This is a genomic window from Knoellia locipacati, from assembly GCF_007992835.1.
Classification (GTDB): Bacteria; Actinomycetota; Actinomycetes; order Actinomycetales; family Dermatophilaceae; genus Knoellia; species Knoellia locipacati.
The window spans coordinates 89,476-104,608 of the sequence record NZ_BKBA01000011.1; the positions used below are offsets into that span (position 1 = coordinate 89,476).

Below are 15,133 nucleotides of genomic sequence, written 5' to 3' on the forward strand. Positions count from 1 at the left end.
GGGACGACGTTTGTGAGGATGGGGCGCGTGTCCCTGCTGCGCCGTCCCTCGAAGCCGCACCCGACCTTCCGGCCGCTCGCCGTCGCCGAGGTCGATCCGGTCGCCGAGCACGCCGTCTCGATCGGGTTCGACGTGAGCGAGATGCCCGGCTTCCTCGACTACGAGGCGGGGCAGTACGTCACGCTGCGCGCGCTCGTCGGGGGCGAGGACGTGCGCCAGTCGTACTCGATCTGGGTGCCGCCGAGCCGGGCCCGTCGCGAGGGGGTCATCCGGGTCGCCGCCGCGGCGGTGCAGGGCGGGCGCATGTCGCCGTGGCTGGCCAACGAGGTCCGCGTGGGCGAGGTCATGGGCGTCCTGCCGCCGCTCGGTGAGTTCGTCCTCGACCACGCCGACGGTCCGCGCCACCACGTCGGCATCGTCGGCGGGTCGGGGATCACGCCCGTCCTCGCCATCGCGGCCGCCGCGCTCGAGCAGCACCCCGGCTCGACCGTCGACCTCGTCGTCGCCAACCGCACCCGCGAGTCGACCGTCCTCGGGCGCGAGGCGGCCGAGCTGGCGGACGCGTCCGGTGGCCGGCTGCGCGTCGAGCACGTGCTCAGCCGTGAGCGCGTCGACGGGGTGCGGCACGGTCGGATCGACCCGCTCGTCGTGCGCAGCGTCCTCGCCGACGTCGGCGGCCTCGAGGAGGTCGACGACTGGTGGCTCTGCGGTCCGGAGGGGCTCATCGCCGACGTCGAGGCCTGGCTCGGGGGAGAGGGTGTCGCCGCCGAGCACATCCACCGCGAGCGGTTCACCTCGACCGGACCGGTCGACCCCCGCAAGCCCGCCACGTCCGCCGGCTGAACGGCATACCGCTGGTCCCGCGGACGCCCGTGCGTCAGCGCTCGTAGGTCACCCAGGCGAATCCGTCGCGCTCCTCGCGCGCGCTCTCGTGCCACACCGCCGGGTCGATCTCGGGGAACGTCACGTCACCCTCGGGCTCCTGCTCGACCTCGGTGATGAGCAGCCGGTGCGCGAAGGGCATCGCCTGCGCGTAGATCTCCCCACCACCGGCGACGAAGACCTCACCCACCGGGCCCGCGAGCCCCAGCGCGTCGTCGAGCGAGTGCACGGTCTCGACGTCGGGGTGGCGCCAGTCGGCCTGCCGCGTGATGACGATGGTGCGGCGACCCGGCAGCGCCCGGCCGATCGAGTCGAAGGTCTTGCGCCCCATGACCATCGCGTGGCCCATCGTCGTGCGCTTGAAGAACGCGAAGTCCTCCGGCAGGTGCCACGGCATGTCGTTGTCCGAGCCGATGACGCCGTTGCGCCCGACCGCCGCGATGAGGGTCACCTGGGTCATGGGCTCACCCTAGGGGCGGGGACGGCACGACGTCACGGTATGCCGGGTGCGCGCCGTGGGCGCGCGGCCCACGTCCGCCGTGGCTCAGACCGCGATGGGGGCCTTGATCGCGGGGTGCGGGTCGTAGCCGACGAGCTCGAAGTCGCCGAGGTCGTAGTCGTCGATGGCCGCCTTGGGCGTGATGCGCATCGTCGGCAGCGGGCGCGGCTCGCGGGTGAGCTGGAGGCGGGCCTGCTCGAGGTGGTTGGAGTAGAGGTGGGCGTCGCCGAGGGTGTGGACGAACTCGCCGGGCTCGAGGTCGGTGAGCTGGGCGACCATCATCGTGAGGAGGGCGTAGGAGGCGATGTTGAACGGCACGCCGAGGAAGACGTCGGCCGAGCGCTGGTAGAGCTGGCACGAGAGCCGCCCGTTGCTCACGTAGAACTGGAACAGCGCGTGGCACGGCGGCAGCGCCATGTCGTCGACGTCGGCGACGTTCCAGGCGCTGACGATGTGGCGACGGCTGTCGGGGTTGGTGCGGATCGACGCGATGACCTTGGCGATCTGGTCGACGTGGCGTCCGTCGGGGGTGGGCCAGGAGCGCCACTGGTGCCCGTAGACGGGGCCGAGGTCGCCGAGCTCGTCGGCCCACTCGTCCCAGATCGAGATGCCGCGCTCCTGGAGCCAGCGGACGTTGGTGTCGCCGCGCAGGAACCACAGCAGCTCGCCGATGATCGACTTGAGGTGCAGCTTCTTGGTCGTGACGACGGGGAAGCCCTCGGACAGGTCGAACCGCATCTGGTGGCCGAAGACGGAGCGGGTCCCCGTGCCCGTGCGGTCGGACTTGTCGACGCCCTCGTCGAGGATGCGGTCGAGGAGGTCGAGGTACTGGCGCATGGTTCCAGAGCGTAACCGCGAGCACCGTCGGCGTCGGGACGACGCCCGCACAGCAGCGACTACCCTGAGGCCCATGACGACGAACCCCTTCGGCCGGGTCATCACGGCCATGGTCACACCCATGCGCCCCGACGGATCCCTCGACGAGGTGGGCGTGCGTGCCGTCGTCGAGCACCTCGTCGCCAGTGGGCACGACGGCGTCGTCGTCAACGGCACGACGGGGGAGTCGGCCACCCTCACCGACGACGAGAGCATCGACGCGGTGCGCATCGTGGTCGAGGCCGCGGCCGGCCGCCTCGCGGTCACCGCCGGTGTCGGGTCCAACTCCACCGCGCACAGCATCGAGATGGCCGAGCGCGCCGTCGAGGTCGGCGCCGACGCGCTGCTGCTCGTGTCGCCGTACTACAACAAGCCGACGCAGGCCGGGCTCCTCGCCCACTGCCGCGCCGTCGCGGACTCGACCGAGCTGCCGATCATGCTCTACGACATCCCGGGTCGCACCGGTGTCGCCTTCAGCACCGAGACGCTCGTCGAGCTCGCCGCCCACCCGCGGATCCTCGCGGTCAAGGACGCCAAGGCCGACCTGTGGGCCTCCACCCACGTCATGGCCGCGACCGACCTGCTGTGGTTCAGCGGTGACGACGTCCTCACGCTGGCGCACCTCGTCCAGGGGGCCGTCGGCTGCGTCTCCGTCGTCGGCCACGTCGCGGGCAAGGAGTATGCCGCGATGCTCGCCGCCGTGGACGCCGGCGACCTCGCGACCGCGCGCGAGATCCACCAGCGCCTCATCCCCGTCGTCGACGCGATCATGACGCCCTCACAGGGCGCCATCATGGCCAAGGCCGCGCTCGCCGAGCTCGGCGTCATCGAGTCGGCCTTCGTCCGTCTGCCACTCGTCGAGTCACCACCGGAGCACCTCGAGGCCCTGCGCTCGGGTCTCGTGGAAGCAGGCCTGCGATGAGCCACCCCCACCCCGAGCTGTCCCTGCCCGCACCGCTCAAGGACGGAGGCGTGCGCGTCGTCGCCCTCGGCGGTCTCGGCGAGGTCGGCCGCAACATGGCGGTCATCGAGCACAAGGGCCAGCTGCTCGTCATCGACTGCGGCGTCCTCTTCCCCGACGACCACCACCCGGGCATCGACCTCATCCTCCCGGACTTCAGCTACATCAAGGACCGTCTGGACGACATCCAGGCGATCGTGCTCACCCACGGTCACGAGGACCACATCGGCGCCGTCCCGTTCCTACTGCGCCTCAAGCCGGACATCCCGCTCGTCGGCTCGACGCTGACGCTGGCCCTCATCGAGGCCAAGCTCAAGGAGCACCGGATCAAGCCCTACACGTTCTCCGTCAAGGAGGGCGACCGTGAGAGCTTCGGCGTCTTCGACTGCGAGTTCGTCGCCGTCAACCACTCGATCCCCGACGCGCTCGCGGTGTTCGTCCGGACGTCCGGCGGCACCCTGCTCCACACCGGCGACTTCAAGATGGACCAGCTGCCCCTCGACGGGCGCCTCACCGACCTGCGCGCCTTCGCGCGGCTGGGCGAGGAGGGCGTCGACCTCTTCCTCACCGACTCCACCAACGCCGAGGTGCCCGGGTTCACCACCCCCGAGAAGGACATCGCGCCGGCGATCGACCGCGTCTTCCGCGACGCGAAGCGCCGGATCATCGTCGCCTGCTTCTCCTCGCACGTGCACCGCGTCCAGCAGGTGCTCGACGCCGCCGAGAAGTCCGGCCGCAAGGTCGCCATGGTCGGGCGCTCGATGGTCCGCAACATGGGCATCGCCGCCGAGCTGGGCTACCTCCACGTGCCCGACGGGATCCTCGTCGACTTCAAGAAGCTCGGCGACCTGCCGGACAACAAGGTGACGCTCATCTGCACCGGGTCCCAGGGCGAGCCGATGGCAGCGCTGTCCCGCATGGCCAACCGCGACCACCAGATCGAGGTGGGCACGGGCGACACCGTCCTCATGGCCTCCTCGCTCATCCCGGGCAACGAGAACGCCGTCTACCGCGTCATCAACGGCCTCATGCGGCTCGGCGCCGACGTCGTGCACAAGGGCAACGCCAAGGTTCACGTCTCCGGTCACGCCAGCGCCGGCGAGCTCCTCTACTGCTACAACATCGTCAAGCCGCGCAACGTCATGCCGGTCCACGGAGAGTGGCGCCACCTTCGGGCGAACGCCGACCTCGCCCTCGCGACCGGCGTGCACCCCAAGGGCGTCGTCGTCGTCGAGGACGGCGTCGTCGTCGACCTGTTCGACGGCAAGGTCAAGGTGGCCGGCGCGGTCGAGTGCGGCTACGTCTACGTCGACGGCTCCTCCGTCGGCGAGGCCGACGAGACGCTGCTCAAGGACCGGCGCATCCTGCGCGACGAGGGGTTCGTCTCCGTCATCGTCGTCATGGACTCCACGAGCGGCAAGATCGTCGCCGGGCCGGAGATCACCGCCCGCGGCTTCGTCGAGGACGACGTGGTCTTCGACGACGTCATGCCCCAGCTCACGCGGGCGCTCGACGAGGCCACGGCCCAGGGGGTGTCCGACACCTACCAGCTCGAGCAGGTCATGCGGCGCACCGTCGGTGGCTGGGTCGGTCGCAAGATCCGTCGCCGCCCGATGATCATCCCCGTCGTCATCGAGGCGTAGCCACCTCGCTGACTCCGTGGGCCCACCCGTCGTCATCGAAGCGTCACGGCCCCACCCCAGTGGCCACACCAGCCACACCAACCACTTGTCCCGACGACAGCATTATCGGGTGACCCGAGAAAGGGCCGCTCGACCCCGCATGCCAACTCGGGTCGAGCGCAGCATTATCGGGTGACCCGATAATGCTGCGGGCCCGGGGTGGTGCGCGTGTGACGCGTGTGTCTGAGGTGACTTTGGCCTAGGGTGCGGACCATGGCCTCACGCTCGACGACCCCTGCGCGCTCCCGCACGGCATCCTCCCGTCCGGCGAACCGTCGGGCCCCTGCTCGCACGACGACGCGCAAGAAGGCCCCCGCCAAGGGCGGCACCCCCATGCCGGTCGCCGCCGTCCGCGGCGCGTGGATGGGTCTGGCCCACGTCGCCGGAGGCACGGCCCGCAAGGTCTCGCACGCCGGTCAGGACCTCGAGCCCGAGCACCGCCGCGACGGCGCCGGACTCACCCTCATCGCCCTCGCGGTCGTCGTCGCCGCCCGGGAGTGGTGGGGCCTCGCCGGCATGGTCGGCGACGCGACGCACGCCGTCGTGGCCGGCACCTTCGGCCGGGTCGGCTACGCCCTGCCCATCGTCCTGCTGCTCTTCGGCCTGCACCTGTGGCGCACCCCGCGCGAGCACCCCGCGACCAACAGGATGAGCATCGGCACGGCCGTCCTCGCCTTCGCCACGTGCGGCATCGCCCACGTCGCGGCCGGCATCCCGGAGCCCCCGGCCGGCGCCGACGGCATGCGCGCGGCCGGTGGCATCATCGGCTTCCTCGCCTCGAGCCCGCTCGAGGCCGCCGTCTCGATCTACGGCACCATCCCGCTCCTCATCCTCATCGGCATCTTCGGCCTGCTCGTGCTCACGGCCACCCCGGTGCACGAGATCCCGGACCGTCTCGACCAGCTGCGCGCCACGCTCCTGGGGCACCCGGCATACGCCGAGGAGGACGTGACCGACGAGGTCCCGGTCAAGAAGCCGCGCCGCTCGCGCGCGAAGACCGACGAGCCGTTGGTCGGTGACGAGGCCTACGAGCAGGCCGCGATCGTCGACTACGAGGACACCAAGGGCCGCAAGACCCGCCGCGTCGCGCCGACCGCGGACGTCGAGGAGGGCGCCCCCCGTCCCGGGGAGAAGCGCCCCACGGCTCCCGGCGTCCTCGCTCCGTCGGCGACCGCCAAGGCTCCCCTCGAGCCGACCCGACTCGAGGCCCCGCCGACGACCCCGCTGCCGCAGCGCGTCGAGCAGCTCTCGCTCGCAGGCGACGTCACCTACACGCTTCCGGACAACTCCGTGCTCAAGCAGGGCGCACCCCACAAGGAGCGTTCCGAGGCCAACGACCGCGTGGTCGAGTCGCTGACCACCGTGCTCGACGAGTTCGGCATCGACGCACAGGTCACGGGCTTCACCCGCGGCCCGACCGTGACCCGATACATCGTCGAGCTCGGCCCCGGCATCAAGGTCGAGCGCGTCACGGCGCTCTCCAAGAACATCGCGTATGCCGTCGCCTCGGCCGACGTGCGCATCCTCAGTCCCATCCCGGGCAAGTCGGCGATCGGCATCGAGATCCCGAACCCGGACAAGGAGATGGTCTGCCTCGGCGACGTCCTGCGCAGCCGGGTCGCCCGCGACAACCACCACCCGATGGTCATGGGGGTCGGCAAGGACGTCGAGGGCGGCTACGTCATCGCCAACCTCGCGAAGATGCCCCACCTGCTCGTGGCCGGTGCCACGGGTTCGGGAAAGTCCAGCTTCGTGAACTCGATGATCACCTCGATCCTCATGCGGTCCACCCCCGACGAGGTCCGCATGGTGCTCGTGGACCCCAAGCGGGTCGAGCTCACGGCATACGAGGGCATCCCGCACCTCATCACGCCGATCATCACCAACCCCAAGAAGGCCGCCGAGGCCCTCCAGTGGGTCGTGCGCGAGATGGACGCCCGCTACGACGACCTCGCGGCCTACGGCTACAAGCACGTCGACGACTTCAACAAGGCGGTCAAGGCCGGCAAGGTCCAGCCCCTGCCGGGGTCGAAGCGGGTCATCCAGGCCTACCCGTACCTCCTCGTCGTCGTCGACGAGCTCGCCGACCTCATGATGGTCGCCCCGCGCGACGTCGAGGAGTGCATCGTCCGCATCACCCAGCTGGCGCGTGCCGCCGGCATCCACCTCGTCCTCGCGACGCAGCGTCCCTCCGTCGACGTCGTCACCGGTCTCATCAAGGCCAACGTGCCGAGCCGCATGGCGTTCGCGACGTCCTCGCTCGCCGACAGCCGCGTCGTGCTCGACCAGCCGGGTGCCGAGAAGCTCCTCGGACAGGGCGACGCGCTCTTCCTGCCGATGGGCGCGAGCAAGCCGATGCGCGTCCAGGGCGCCTGGGTCACCGAGTCCGAGATCCAGGACGCCGTCGCGCACGTGACCGGTCAGCTCAAGCCGACCTACCGCGAGGACGTCGCCGTCGTCGCCCCCAAGAAGGACCTCGACGACGACATCGGCGACGACCTCGACCTGCTGCTGCAGGCCACGGAGCTCGTCGTGACGACCCAGTTCGGGTCGACGTCGATGCTCCAGCGCAAGCTGCGCGTCGGGTTCGCCAAGGCCGGCCGCCTCATGGACCTGCTCGAGTCCCGCGGGGTCGTGGGCCCATCCGAGGGCTCGAAGGCGCGAGACGTGCTCGTGCGCCCCGACGACCTGCCGACGACCCTCGCGCTCCTGCGCGGCGACGAGGTCCCCGAGACCGACACGGCGTTCGACAACGAGGCCTCCGACGGGTTCGAGGACGACTCCACTCCGTCACAGGTGGCGGACGCGGGGACGGCGCAGCCGCAGGCCGCAGCGCACGACCGATACGGCTCGGACGCCGTCGCCGACGACCTCGCCAGCCGCCCGCAGGCCGAGGCGTGGGACGAGGACGAGGACGACAGCGAGGACGCCTGGGAGCTCACCGGACGTCGGTGAGCCCCAGCGGGCGCCGGGGTCGACCGGGTGACCGGTGCTCACCGATCGCGGGTGAGCTGTCCGTCCTCGACGAGGCGGGCCTGCGCCTCGTGGTGGTGGTGCCCGGCGTCGTCACCGTGCGGGGCTGGCCCTGCGGTCACGCCGTGGGTGGCGGGCGCCGTCGGCTCGGGCAGCGACTCGCGCAGGACCTCGGCGACCTCGTCGAGGAGCTCGAGGACCTCGTCGGAGCCCGACACCGGACCGCCGGCGAGGTGGCCGTCGATGCCGAGGAGGACGGCGCTGGGGGAGTCGGTGAACCCGAACGCCTCCCACGCCAGTCCCGCGTGGTCGACCAGCGTGCCGGCAGGGGGCGGGCCGAGCGAGTCGACGATCGGGATCGAGAACACCAGCCGGACGTCGACGAGGTCGAAGCGCGCGTCCCACGCGGTGGCCTGTGCCATCGCCTCGCGGGTCGAGGCGCAGTAGCAGTTGACGAAGACGAGGAGCTGCGCGCGCTCGGCGGAGAGCTCGTGCAGGGTCACCGGGCCGCTGGCGAGGTCGTGGACCACCAGTCGCGGCGTGGGCGTACGGACGTAGTCGCCGTCGTCCCACGCGTCGCCGGCGACGAGGTCGTCCCGGCCGACCGGGTCCGGGGTCGCGACGACCGCTGCGTCGGAGCGCGGTGCGCCGAGCACGAGCCCGGTGACGGTGCAGGCCAGGGCGGCGAGCGCGAGCCACCACCAGTCGCCGGCGGTGGCGTCGCCGAGGAGCGACAGCGTCGTGCGTCCCGACACCGCCAGGGCGACCGTGGCCGCCGCGGCGAGGACGAGGAGCGTGTTGCGCAGCAGTGTCCGGCCCGTGATCTGGTGCTCGCCCGCCTGTCCGAAGCAGCCGCACGACGGGCGCGGGTGCAGCGTCAGCCCGCGCGCGATGAGCGCCCAGTAGACGAGCATAAGCACGAGGCAGGCCACGGCGGTGACGGTGAAGAGCGGCTGCGTGGTGCCGACGAGGAACAGCGCGAGGACGAGCTCGAGTCCGGGGATCGCCCGCGCCAGGGGCTTCGGGAGGATCCGGTCGGAGAGGTGGAGGTTGCGCACGATGCTGCGCAGCGACTCGCCCTTGCCGACCTTGGTGACGGCGCTGAAGCAGAGCACGGCCGCGAGGACGAGGGGTGGGACGACCCACGCGACGTGGTGCATGTCGTCATCCTAGGTCGGGCCCACGCCTCCTGTACGCGCCTAGAGTGACGCCCATGGAGACGACGCTCTGGGACGACCTGCGCGAGCCGCCGACCCGCGCCCAGCGGTGGCGGGCCGTGCTCCGCAAGCAGCCGTCGGCGTTCCTCCTCGGGGTGCAGCTCGTCGTCATCATCCTGCTGCCCTGGCTGCAGGACCTCGAGTACGGCCGGGTCGCCCTCACCGTCCTCAGCCTGTGCGCCCTCACGGTCGCGGTCTTCACGGTCCGCAGCACGCCCGCGCTGACCTGGCTCTCCGTCGGTCTCGGCCTGCCTGCCGGGGTGCTCGAGGTCTGGTCCTCGATCTCGGCCGACAACACCCTCGTCGTGGCGCTGGCCCACACGGCCCTGTCGCTCTTCTACTTCTACACGGCATACGGGCTCGTCTCCTACATGTTCGAGGACGCCTGGGTGACCAAGGACGAGCTGTTCGCCGTGGGTGCGGCGTTCACCGTCCTGCTCTTCGCGTTCGCCTACCTCTTCCTCGCGGTCCAGGAGATGTGGCCCGGGTCCTTCATCGGCCACGGCGCCGGCGACAAGCGCGACTTCCTCGAGCTGCTCTACTTCTCAGGCGCCAACCTCACGAGCGTGGGCCTGTCCGACGTCCTGCCGGTGGGCCCGCAGGCACGGGCGGTGTCGATCATCGAGCAGCTCGGCGGCGTCATGTACGTCGCGATGGTGATCTCGCGCCTCGTCGCGCTCACCGTGATGCGCAACCAGCGCTGACGGTCAGGCGCCGGCCACCCCGTCGAGGTCCTCGATCCGGGCCAGGCTCGGACCGCGGTCCGACAGGTCGTGCGCGGTCTCCTCGACGCCCTCGAGCACGCGCAGCGCGTTGCTCCACGTGAGCCGCCCGAGGTCGTCGTCGGACCAGCCGCGGTCGGCGAGCGCCTCGAGCAGCCGCGGGTAGCCCGAGACGTCCTCGAGGCCGGTCGGCAGCTGGCCGACGCCGTCGTAGTCCCCGCCGAGTCCGATGTGGTCCACGCCCGCGACCTCGCGCACGTGCTCGACGTGAGCGACGACGTCGTCGATGGTGGCGCGCGGCTGGGGGTGGCTCACCTTCCAGCGTGCGATGAACGCGCTGTATGCCGTGTGGTCGGCCCAGTGGACGTCCTCGGCCGCCGCGGCGTCCGCCGCCTCGAGGTCCCACTCGCGCACGGCGGGCGAGATGAACTTGGGGACGAAGGTGACCATGCACAGCCCACCGTTGGTGGCGAGGGTGGAGAGCACTTCGTCGGGGACGTTGCGCGGGTGGTCGCAGACGGCGCGGGCCGAGGAGTGCGAGAACATCACCGGCGCCGCGGTGGTGGCGAGGGCGTCGCGCATCGTGTCGGCGGAGACGTGGGAGAGGTCGACGACCATGCCGATGCGGTTCATCTCGCGCACGACCTCGTGGCCGAAGGAGGACAGGCCTCCGAGCACCGGCTCGTCGGTGGCCGAGTCGGCCCACGGCACGTTGTCGTTGTGGGTCAGCGTCATGTACCTCACGCCGAGCGCGTGCAGCATGCGCAGCGTCCCGAGCGAGCTGTCGATGCTGTGGCCGCCCTCGGCGCCCATGAGCGAGGCGATCCGCCCGGAGGCGCGGGCCCCGCGCACGTCGGCCGAGGTGACCGCGAGAGCCAGTTGGCCGGCATACCGGCTCGTGAACGTCCGGACGAAGTCGACCTGCTCGAGCGTGGCCGTGACGGCGCGCTCGCCGGCCCACTTGGCGTCGACGTAGACCGACCAGAACTGCGCCCCCATGCCACCGCGGCGCATCCGCGGGAGGTCGGTGTGGGTCGAGGCGACGTCGCCGCCGATGTCGAGGCGGTCGAGGTCATACGCGACCTGCTCGCGAGCCGCCCACGGGAGGTCGTTGTGACCGTCCCAGACGGGGTGGCTCGCGAGCAGGTCGGTGATGCGCTGGGGCGACGACGTCATCGCCCCAACCTAAGGGGGTCAGCCGCGGTTGGCGCGCTTGGCCAGGCGACCGGCGAACTTCTTGGCCTTGGCGACGCGGGCGCCGCCGGCCGCACGACCGGTCTTGGCGGCGTCGTAGCCGGACCAGTCGTTGCGGGTGCCGATGACGCGGACCGAGACGGTGCCGCCGGCCGTGCCGCCCGCGACCGAGATGACGTTGGTCGCGCCGTTGGTCGTGATCCACAGGTTGGGCATCGGGCCCGAGTTGGCGGACACGAGCGAGACGGCGTCGGTGAGGTCGACGTCGTCGCTGCCCGGACCGGTGAGGTCCCAGGTCGCCGCGCCGGAGCCGTTGAGCGTGAGCTTCGTGCTGTAGACGACCTCGGGGCCCATGGCGGAGGTGACGCCGTAGACGACCGCACCGCCCGCGGTCTCGACGACCTCGTGGCCCTCGATGAAGTAGAGGTCGCCGATGGAGACGACGGCCGGGACGCCGATCGGGGAGATCGCGGCGATGCCGACGCCCTCGCCACCGTCGGCCCAGAGGCCACCGCCGGAGCCCTCGCCCGAGTTGCTCGTCGAGAGGTTCGTGGCCTCGACGGCGAAGCGGTCGAGGTTGCCCGTGTTGGCGAGGACACCGGTGTTGTTGACACCGCTGGCGGCCAGGCCGGCGCCGGTGGCCGCGCCACCGGTGTTGGCGGCGGAGAGGCCGTACTTGGTGCCCGCGCCGGTGCCACCGGCGAAGCCGTTGTTGTTCTGGCCGAAGAAGTAGGCCGCCGCACCCGTGCCGGTGTTCTTGACGGTCAGGGTGATGGCCGAGCCGTTGCTCACGAGCGTCGTGCCCGCGGCGCCGGCGCCGTTGGCGCGGCCGGCGAGGATGGCCTGGCCCGCGGCAGCGGAGGCGCTGGACGCCGTCGCGACGGTGCCGACGGTGGCGGCGGTCGCAGCCGCGCCGACGGCGCCGACCCGGATCGCGGAACGACGGTCGAGGGCGGAGTTTGCCTTCTTGGACATGGTGGGGGCCCCTTGGTGGAGAGAAGTGAAGGTGACAGGAGTCGGGGCGAGTATCCACGCTCTGACCTGCGGTGCATAGGGTTTTCTGGAAATTTGCCGAGAGGTCGTGGCGGCCGAGCACGGGCCCCGCGTGGCGCATCGGCGGTGGTGGCCGTGGCGGCGTCGGGGAGGGCCACCCGGCGCAACTAGAGTGGGTGCATGCCAGCACCCGAGACGACCTCACGTTCGGTGGCAGTCGTGACGCTGGGGTGCACCCGCAACGACGTCGACTCCGAGGAGCTCGCCGGCCGACTCGCCGCCGGGGGCTGGACGCTCGTCGACGACGCCGCCGAGGCCGACGTCGCCGTCGTCAACACCTGCGGCTTCGTCGAGCAGGCCAAGAAGGACTCCATCGACAGCCTGCTCGAGGCGTCGTCGCTCAAGGAGCACGGGCAGACCCAGAAGGTCGTCGCGGTCGGCTGCCTCGCGGAGCGCTATGGCCAGACCCTCGCCGACGAGCTGCCCGAGGCCGACGCCGTGCTCGGCTTCGACACCTACGCCGACATGTCGACGCACCTCCGCACGATCCTCGACGGCGGCACCGTCGCGAGCCACGTGCCGAGTGACCGTCGCAAGCTCCTGCCGCTCTCACCCGCGACCCGTCAGGACGCCTCCGCGGAGGTGGCGCTGCCCGGTCACTCCGCGCCGCGCGCCCGTCTCGACAGCGGACCCTGGGCGCCGCTCAAGATCGCCTCGGGCTGCGACCGCCGGTGCGCCTTCTGCGCCATCCCGATGTTCCGTGGCTCGTTCGTGTCCCGGCGCCCCACCGACGTCCTCGACGAGGCGCGCTGGCTGGCCGGGCAGGGAGTGCGCGAGCTCTTCCTCGTGAGCGAGAACTCCACCTCCTACGGCAAGGACCTCGGCGACCTCGCCCTCATGGACGCCCTGCTGCCCGAGCTCGCCGACATCGACGGCATCGAGCGGGTCCGCGTGTCCTACCTGCAGCCGGCCGAGGTGCGTCCCGGGCTGCTCGACGCGATGGTCGCCGTGCCCGAGGTCATGCCGTGGTTCGACCTGTCGTTCCAGCACGCCTCGGCGCCGCTGCTGCGACGGATGCGCCGCTTCGGCGGCACCGACAGCTTCCTCGGCCTCATCGACGACGTCCGACGTCGCTCGCCCCTCGCGGGCATCCGCAGCAACGTCATCGTCGGCTTCCCCGGTGAGACCGATGCCGAGGTCGACGAGCTGGCTGAGTTCCTCACCGCCGCGCGGCTCGACGTCGTCGGGGTCTTCGGCTACTCCGACGAGGACGGCACCGAGGGCGAGCTCCTGCCCGACAAGGTCGCCCCGGAGGCCATCGCCGAGCGCGTCGCCCGGATCACCGACCTCGTCGAGGAGCTCACGGCCCAGCGGGCCGAGGACCGCATCGGCGAGACGGTGCGCGTCCTCGTCGAGGAGGTCGACGCGGTCGACGGTCCCGACGGCCACGTCGTCGGGCGGGCCGAGCACCAGGGACCCGACGTCGACGGCACGACCCGGGTCCACGGCGTCACCGCACGCGTGGGGGAGACCGTCATCGCCACGGTCGTGGGGACCGAGGGCATCGACCTCGTCGCGGAACCGACATGAGCGAGCGGCCCTCGCCGGTCGCGCGCATGGCGCCGAGTGCCTGGAACATCGCCAACGGCCTGACGATCCTGCGCCTGCTGCTGGTGCCGGTCTTCGGGTGGCTGCTGCTCTGGGGTGAGGGACAGGACGCCGCCACCCGGTGGTGGTCGTTCGGCGTGTTCGCCATCGCCATGGTCACCGACCGGATCGACGGCGACATCGCCCGCAGCCGCGGCCTCATCACCGACTTCGGCAAGGTCGCCGACCCCATCGCCGACAAGGCGCTCGTGACGATGGCCCTCGTCGGGCTGTCGATGATCGGTGAGATCCCGTGGTGGATCACCGTCGTCATCATCGTTCGCGAGTGGGGCATCACCGCGATGCGGTTCTGGGTGATCCGGCACGGCGTCATGGCGGCCGGGCGCGGCGGCAAGGTCAAGACCCTGCTGCAGGCCCTGGCCCTCGGCTTCTTCGTCATCCCTCGCTTCTCGCTCCCGCTCAGCGGGGCCCTCGACGCGATCGCGTGGTTCACCCTCGTCGCCGCCCTCGTCGTCACCGTGGTCACCGGCGTCGACTACGCCGTCGACGCCTTCCGGCTCCGGCGGACGAGCCCGCGCGCCCTCGCCAAGAAGGCCGCACGAGCCGCAGCGCGCGACGACTCCATCGAGCCGTGAGCCCGGCCGAGTCCCTCGTCGCCACGCTCGTCGAGCAAGGGCTCACCGTGGCCACGGCGGAGTCGCTCACGGGCGGCCTCGTCTGCGCGGCCCTCACCACCGTCGCGGGCTCGTCCAAGACCGTGCGGGGCGGTGTCGTGTCCTATGCCACCGACCTCAAGGCCGACCTGCTCGGCGTGGACCCCGACCGGCTGCACGAGGTCGGACCGGTGGACGCGCAGGTGGCCGAGGAGATGGCCCTCGGGGCCGCGCGGCTCCTCGGCGCAGACGTCGGTCTCGCGACGACCGGTGTCGCCGGTCCGGGACCTGCCGACGGTATGCCGGCCGGCACCGTCTTCGTCGCGGCCGCCGGTCCGTGGCCGGGCGGCGTCAAAAGCCGGCGGCTGGCGCTGTCGGGGGACCGCGACGAGGTGAGGCGCGCGAGCGTCGACGCCGTCCTCGACCTGCTCGACGAGCTGCTGCGCGGGTGAGCCCGGGCGCGGGAATACCCCGGCTCGGGGAAGTCTTCGACGGAAGGACACCCTCCCGATGTAGCGTGGAGGCAGACGACCACCGGTCACGACGAAGGGAGGCCCGATCATGATCCTGCTGCGACACGAGCTCGGTGAAGCACTGCGCGAGCGGCGGCAGCTCCAGGGCCGCACCCTGCGCGACGTGGCCGCGACCGCCGCGGTGTCTCTGGGATACCTCAGCGAGGTCGAGCGTGGCGTCAAGGAAGCCTCCTCCGAGCTGCTCTCCGCGATCTGTCTCGCGCTCGACGTGCCGCTTTCCGTCGTGCTCGACGACGTCAGCCGCCGGGCCGCCCACATGGAGTCGCTCAGCGCTCCCGTCTCGCTGCCGGTGGCCGGACGCTCCGAGGACGTCTCCGCCTCCGCTGCCTGAGCAGCCGCG

General features: G+C 71.5%; 14 protein-coding genes. 9 read left to right on the plus strand and 5 right to left on the minus strand.

All coding sequences use genetic code 11. The features are described 5' to 3' along the window. Positions 1-18 precede the first annotated feature (18 nt). Entirely contained in the window at positions 19-843 is an 825-nt protein-coding gene (locus tag KLO01_RS14370; RefSeq protein ID WP_147066349.1) for an FAD-binding oxidoreductase, read from the plus strand. A 34-nt stretch (positions 844-877) separates the two neighbouring features. Here the strand turns inward: KLO01_RS14370 and KLO01_RS14375 are convergent, their stop codons facing one another. Together KLO01_RS14375 and KLO01_RS14380 are read right to left on the minus strand one after the other, a co-directional pair. Beyond that, complete coding sequence (locus KLO01_RS14375) at positions 878-1,342, minus strand: dihydrofolate reductase (protein WP_147066351.1); 465 nt, start codon at positions 1,340-1,342, stop codon at positions 878-880. An 84-nt stretch (positions 1,343-1,426) separates the two neighbouring features. Then, positions 1,427-2,218, minus strand: coding sequence for a thymidylate synthase (locus KLO01_RS14380; protein ID WP_147066352.1), 792 nt, complete (start codon positions 2,216-2,218; stop codon positions 1,427-1,429). A gap of 73 nt (positions 2,219-2,291) precedes the next feature. Between KLO01_RS14380 and dapA the strand changes: the two genes are divergently transcribed. The 3 genes from dapA (at position 2,292) to KLO01_RS14395 (ending at position 7,855) form a co-directional block, all read left to right on the plus strand. Then, positions 2,292-3,179, plus strand: a complete 888-nt coding sequence (dapA, locus tag KLO01_RS14385; RefSeq protein WP_147066354.1) for a 4-hydroxy-tetrahydrodipicolinate synthase — start codon at positions 2,292-2,294, stop codon at positions 3,177-3,179. Further along, complete coding sequence (locus tag KLO01_RS14390; RefSeq protein WP_147066356.1) at positions 3,176-4,861, plus strand: ribonuclease J; 1,686 nt, start codon at positions 3,176-3,178, stop codon at positions 4,859-4,861. Before dapA ends, KLO01_RS14390 begins: the two co-directional genes overlap by 4 nt. Positions 4,862-5,113: 252 nt before the next feature. Continuing rightward, positions 5,114-7,855: an FtsK/SpoIIIE family DNA translocase gene (locus KLO01_RS14395; RefSeq protein WP_246136237.1), complete on the plus strand. Its 2,742-nt coding sequence runs from the start codon at positions 5,114-5,116 to the stop codon at positions 7,853-7,855. Positions 7,856-7,893: 38 nt separating this feature from the next. On the opposite strand, the gene KLO01_RS14400 is transcribed toward KLO01_RS14395, so the two are convergent. Beyond that, positions 7,894-9,033 carry a MauE/DoxX family redox-associated membrane protein gene (locus tag KLO01_RS14400; RefSeq protein ID WP_147066357.1) on the minus strand — a complete coding sequence of 380 codons (1,140 nt, stop codon included), beginning with the start codon at positions 9,031-9,033 and terminating at the stop codon, positions 7,894-7,896. A 53-nt stretch (positions 9,034-9,086) separates the two neighbouring features. Here KLO01_RS14400 and KLO01_RS14405 point away from each other — a divergent pair, with 53 nt between their 5' ends. Continuing rightward, positions 9,087-9,794 (plus strand): ion channel, encoded by a 708-nt coding sequence (locus tag KLO01_RS14405; protein WP_147066359.1) that lies wholly within the window; start codon positions 9,087-9,089, stop codon positions 9,792-9,794. A gap of 3 nt (positions 9,795-9,797) precedes the next feature. Here the strand turns inward: KLO01_RS14405 and KLO01_RS14410 are convergent, their stop codons facing one another. Beyond that, positions 9,798-10,988: a dipeptidase gene (locus KLO01_RS14410; protein WP_147066361.1), complete on the minus strand. Its 1,191-nt coding sequence runs from the start codon at positions 10,986-10,988 to the stop codon at positions 9,798-9,800. An 18-nt stretch (positions 10,989-11,006) separates the two neighbouring features. Then, positions 11,007-11,981: a hypothetical protein gene (locus tag KLO01_RS14415; protein ID WP_147066363.1), complete on the minus strand. Its 975-nt coding sequence runs from the start codon at positions 11,979-11,981 to the stop codon at positions 11,007-11,009. 198 nt (positions 11,982-12,179) lie between these two features. Here KLO01_RS14415 and rimO point away from each other — a divergent pair, with 198 nt between their 5' ends. The 4 genes from rimO (at position 12,180) to KLO01_RS14435 (ending at position 15,124) form a co-directional block, all read left to right on the plus strand. Further along, complete coding sequence (gene rimO / locus KLO01_RS14420) at positions 12,180-13,589, plus strand: 30S ribosomal protein S12 methylthiotransferase RimO (RefSeq protein ID WP_147066365.1); 1,410 nt, start codon at positions 12,180-12,182, stop codon at positions 13,587-13,589. After that, the gene (pgsA, locus tag KLO01_RS14425) at positions 13,586-14,242 is read left to right on the plus strand and encodes a CDP-diacylglycerol--glycerol-3-phosphate 3-phosphatidyltransferase (protein WP_147066367.1); all 657 of its coding nucleotides are present in this window, start codon (positions 13,586-13,588) and stop codon (positions 14,240-14,242) included. Before rimO ends, pgsA begins: the two co-directional genes overlap by 4 nt. Then, on the plus strand, positions 14,239-14,712 hold the full coding sequence (locus tag KLO01_RS14430) for a CinA family protein (RefSeq protein WP_147066368.1): 474 nt from the start codon (positions 14,239-14,241) through the stop codon (positions 14,710-14,712). The genes pgsA and KLO01_RS14430 overlap by 4 nt, the downstream gene beginning before the upstream one ends. 109 nt (positions 14,713-14,821) lie before the next feature. After that, positions 14,822-15,124: a helix-turn-helix domain-containing protein gene (locus KLO01_RS14435; RefSeq protein WP_147066370.1), complete on the plus strand. Its 303-nt coding sequence runs from the start codon at positions 14,822-14,824 to the stop codon at positions 15,122-15,124. The last annotated feature ends 9 nt before the right edge of the window (positions 15,125-15,133 follow it).

What these genes read in the sequence shown, in the direction of transcription:
- KLO01_RS14370 (WP_147066349.1), top strand. Translation starts at nt 19, where the DNA reads ATGGGGCGCGTGTCCCTGCTGCGCCGTCCCTCGAAGCCGCACCCGACC.
- KLO01_RS14375 (WP_147066351.1), bottom strand. Translation starts at nt 1,342, where the DNA reads ATGACCCAGGTGACCCTCATCGCGGCGGTCGGGCGCAACGGCGTCATC.
- KLO01_RS14380 (WP_147066352.1), bottom strand. Translation starts at nt 2,218, where the DNA reads ATGCGCCAGTACCTCGACCTCCTCGACCGCATCCTCGACGAGGGCGTC.
- dapA (WP_147066354.1), top strand. Translation starts at nt 2,292, where the DNA reads ATGACGACGAACCCCTTCGGCCGGGTCATCACGGCCATGGTCACACCC.
- KLO01_RS14390 (WP_147066356.1), top strand. Translation starts at nt 3,176, where the DNA reads ATGAGCCACCCCCACCCCGAGCTGTCCCTGCCCGCACCGCTCAAGGAC.
- KLO01_RS14395 (WP_246136237.1), top strand. Translation starts at nt 5,114, where the DNA reads ATGGCCTCACGCTCGACGACCCCTGCGCGCTCCCGCACGGCATCCTCC.
- KLO01_RS14400 (WP_147066357.1), bottom strand. Translation starts at nt 9,033, where the DNA reads ATGCACCACGTCGCGTGGGTCGTCCCACCCCTCGTCCTCGCGGCCGTG.
- KLO01_RS14405 (WP_147066359.1), top strand. Translation starts at nt 9,087, where the DNA reads ATGGAGACGACGCTCTGGGACGACCTGCGCGAGCCGCCGACCCGCGCC.
- KLO01_RS14410 (WP_147066361.1), bottom strand. Translation starts at nt 10,988, where the DNA reads ATGACGTCGTCGCCCCAGCGCATCACCGACCTGCTCGCGAGCCACCCC.
- KLO01_RS14415 (WP_147066363.1), bottom strand. Translation starts at nt 11,981, where the DNA reads ATGTCCAAGAAGGCAAACTCCGCCCTCGACCGTCGTTCCGCGATCCGG.
- rimO (WP_147066365.1), top strand. Translation starts at nt 12,180, where the DNA reads ATGCCAGCACCCGAGACGACCTCACGTTCGGTGGCAGTCGTGACGCTG.
- pgsA (WP_147066367.1), top strand. Translation starts at nt 13,586, where the DNA reads ATGAGCGAGCGGCCCTCGCCGGTCGCGCGCATGGCGCCGAGTGCCTGG.
- KLO01_RS14435 (WP_147066370.1), top strand. Translation starts at nt 14,822, where the DNA reads ATGATCCTGCTGCGACACGAGCTCGGTGAAGCACTGCGCGAGCGGCGG.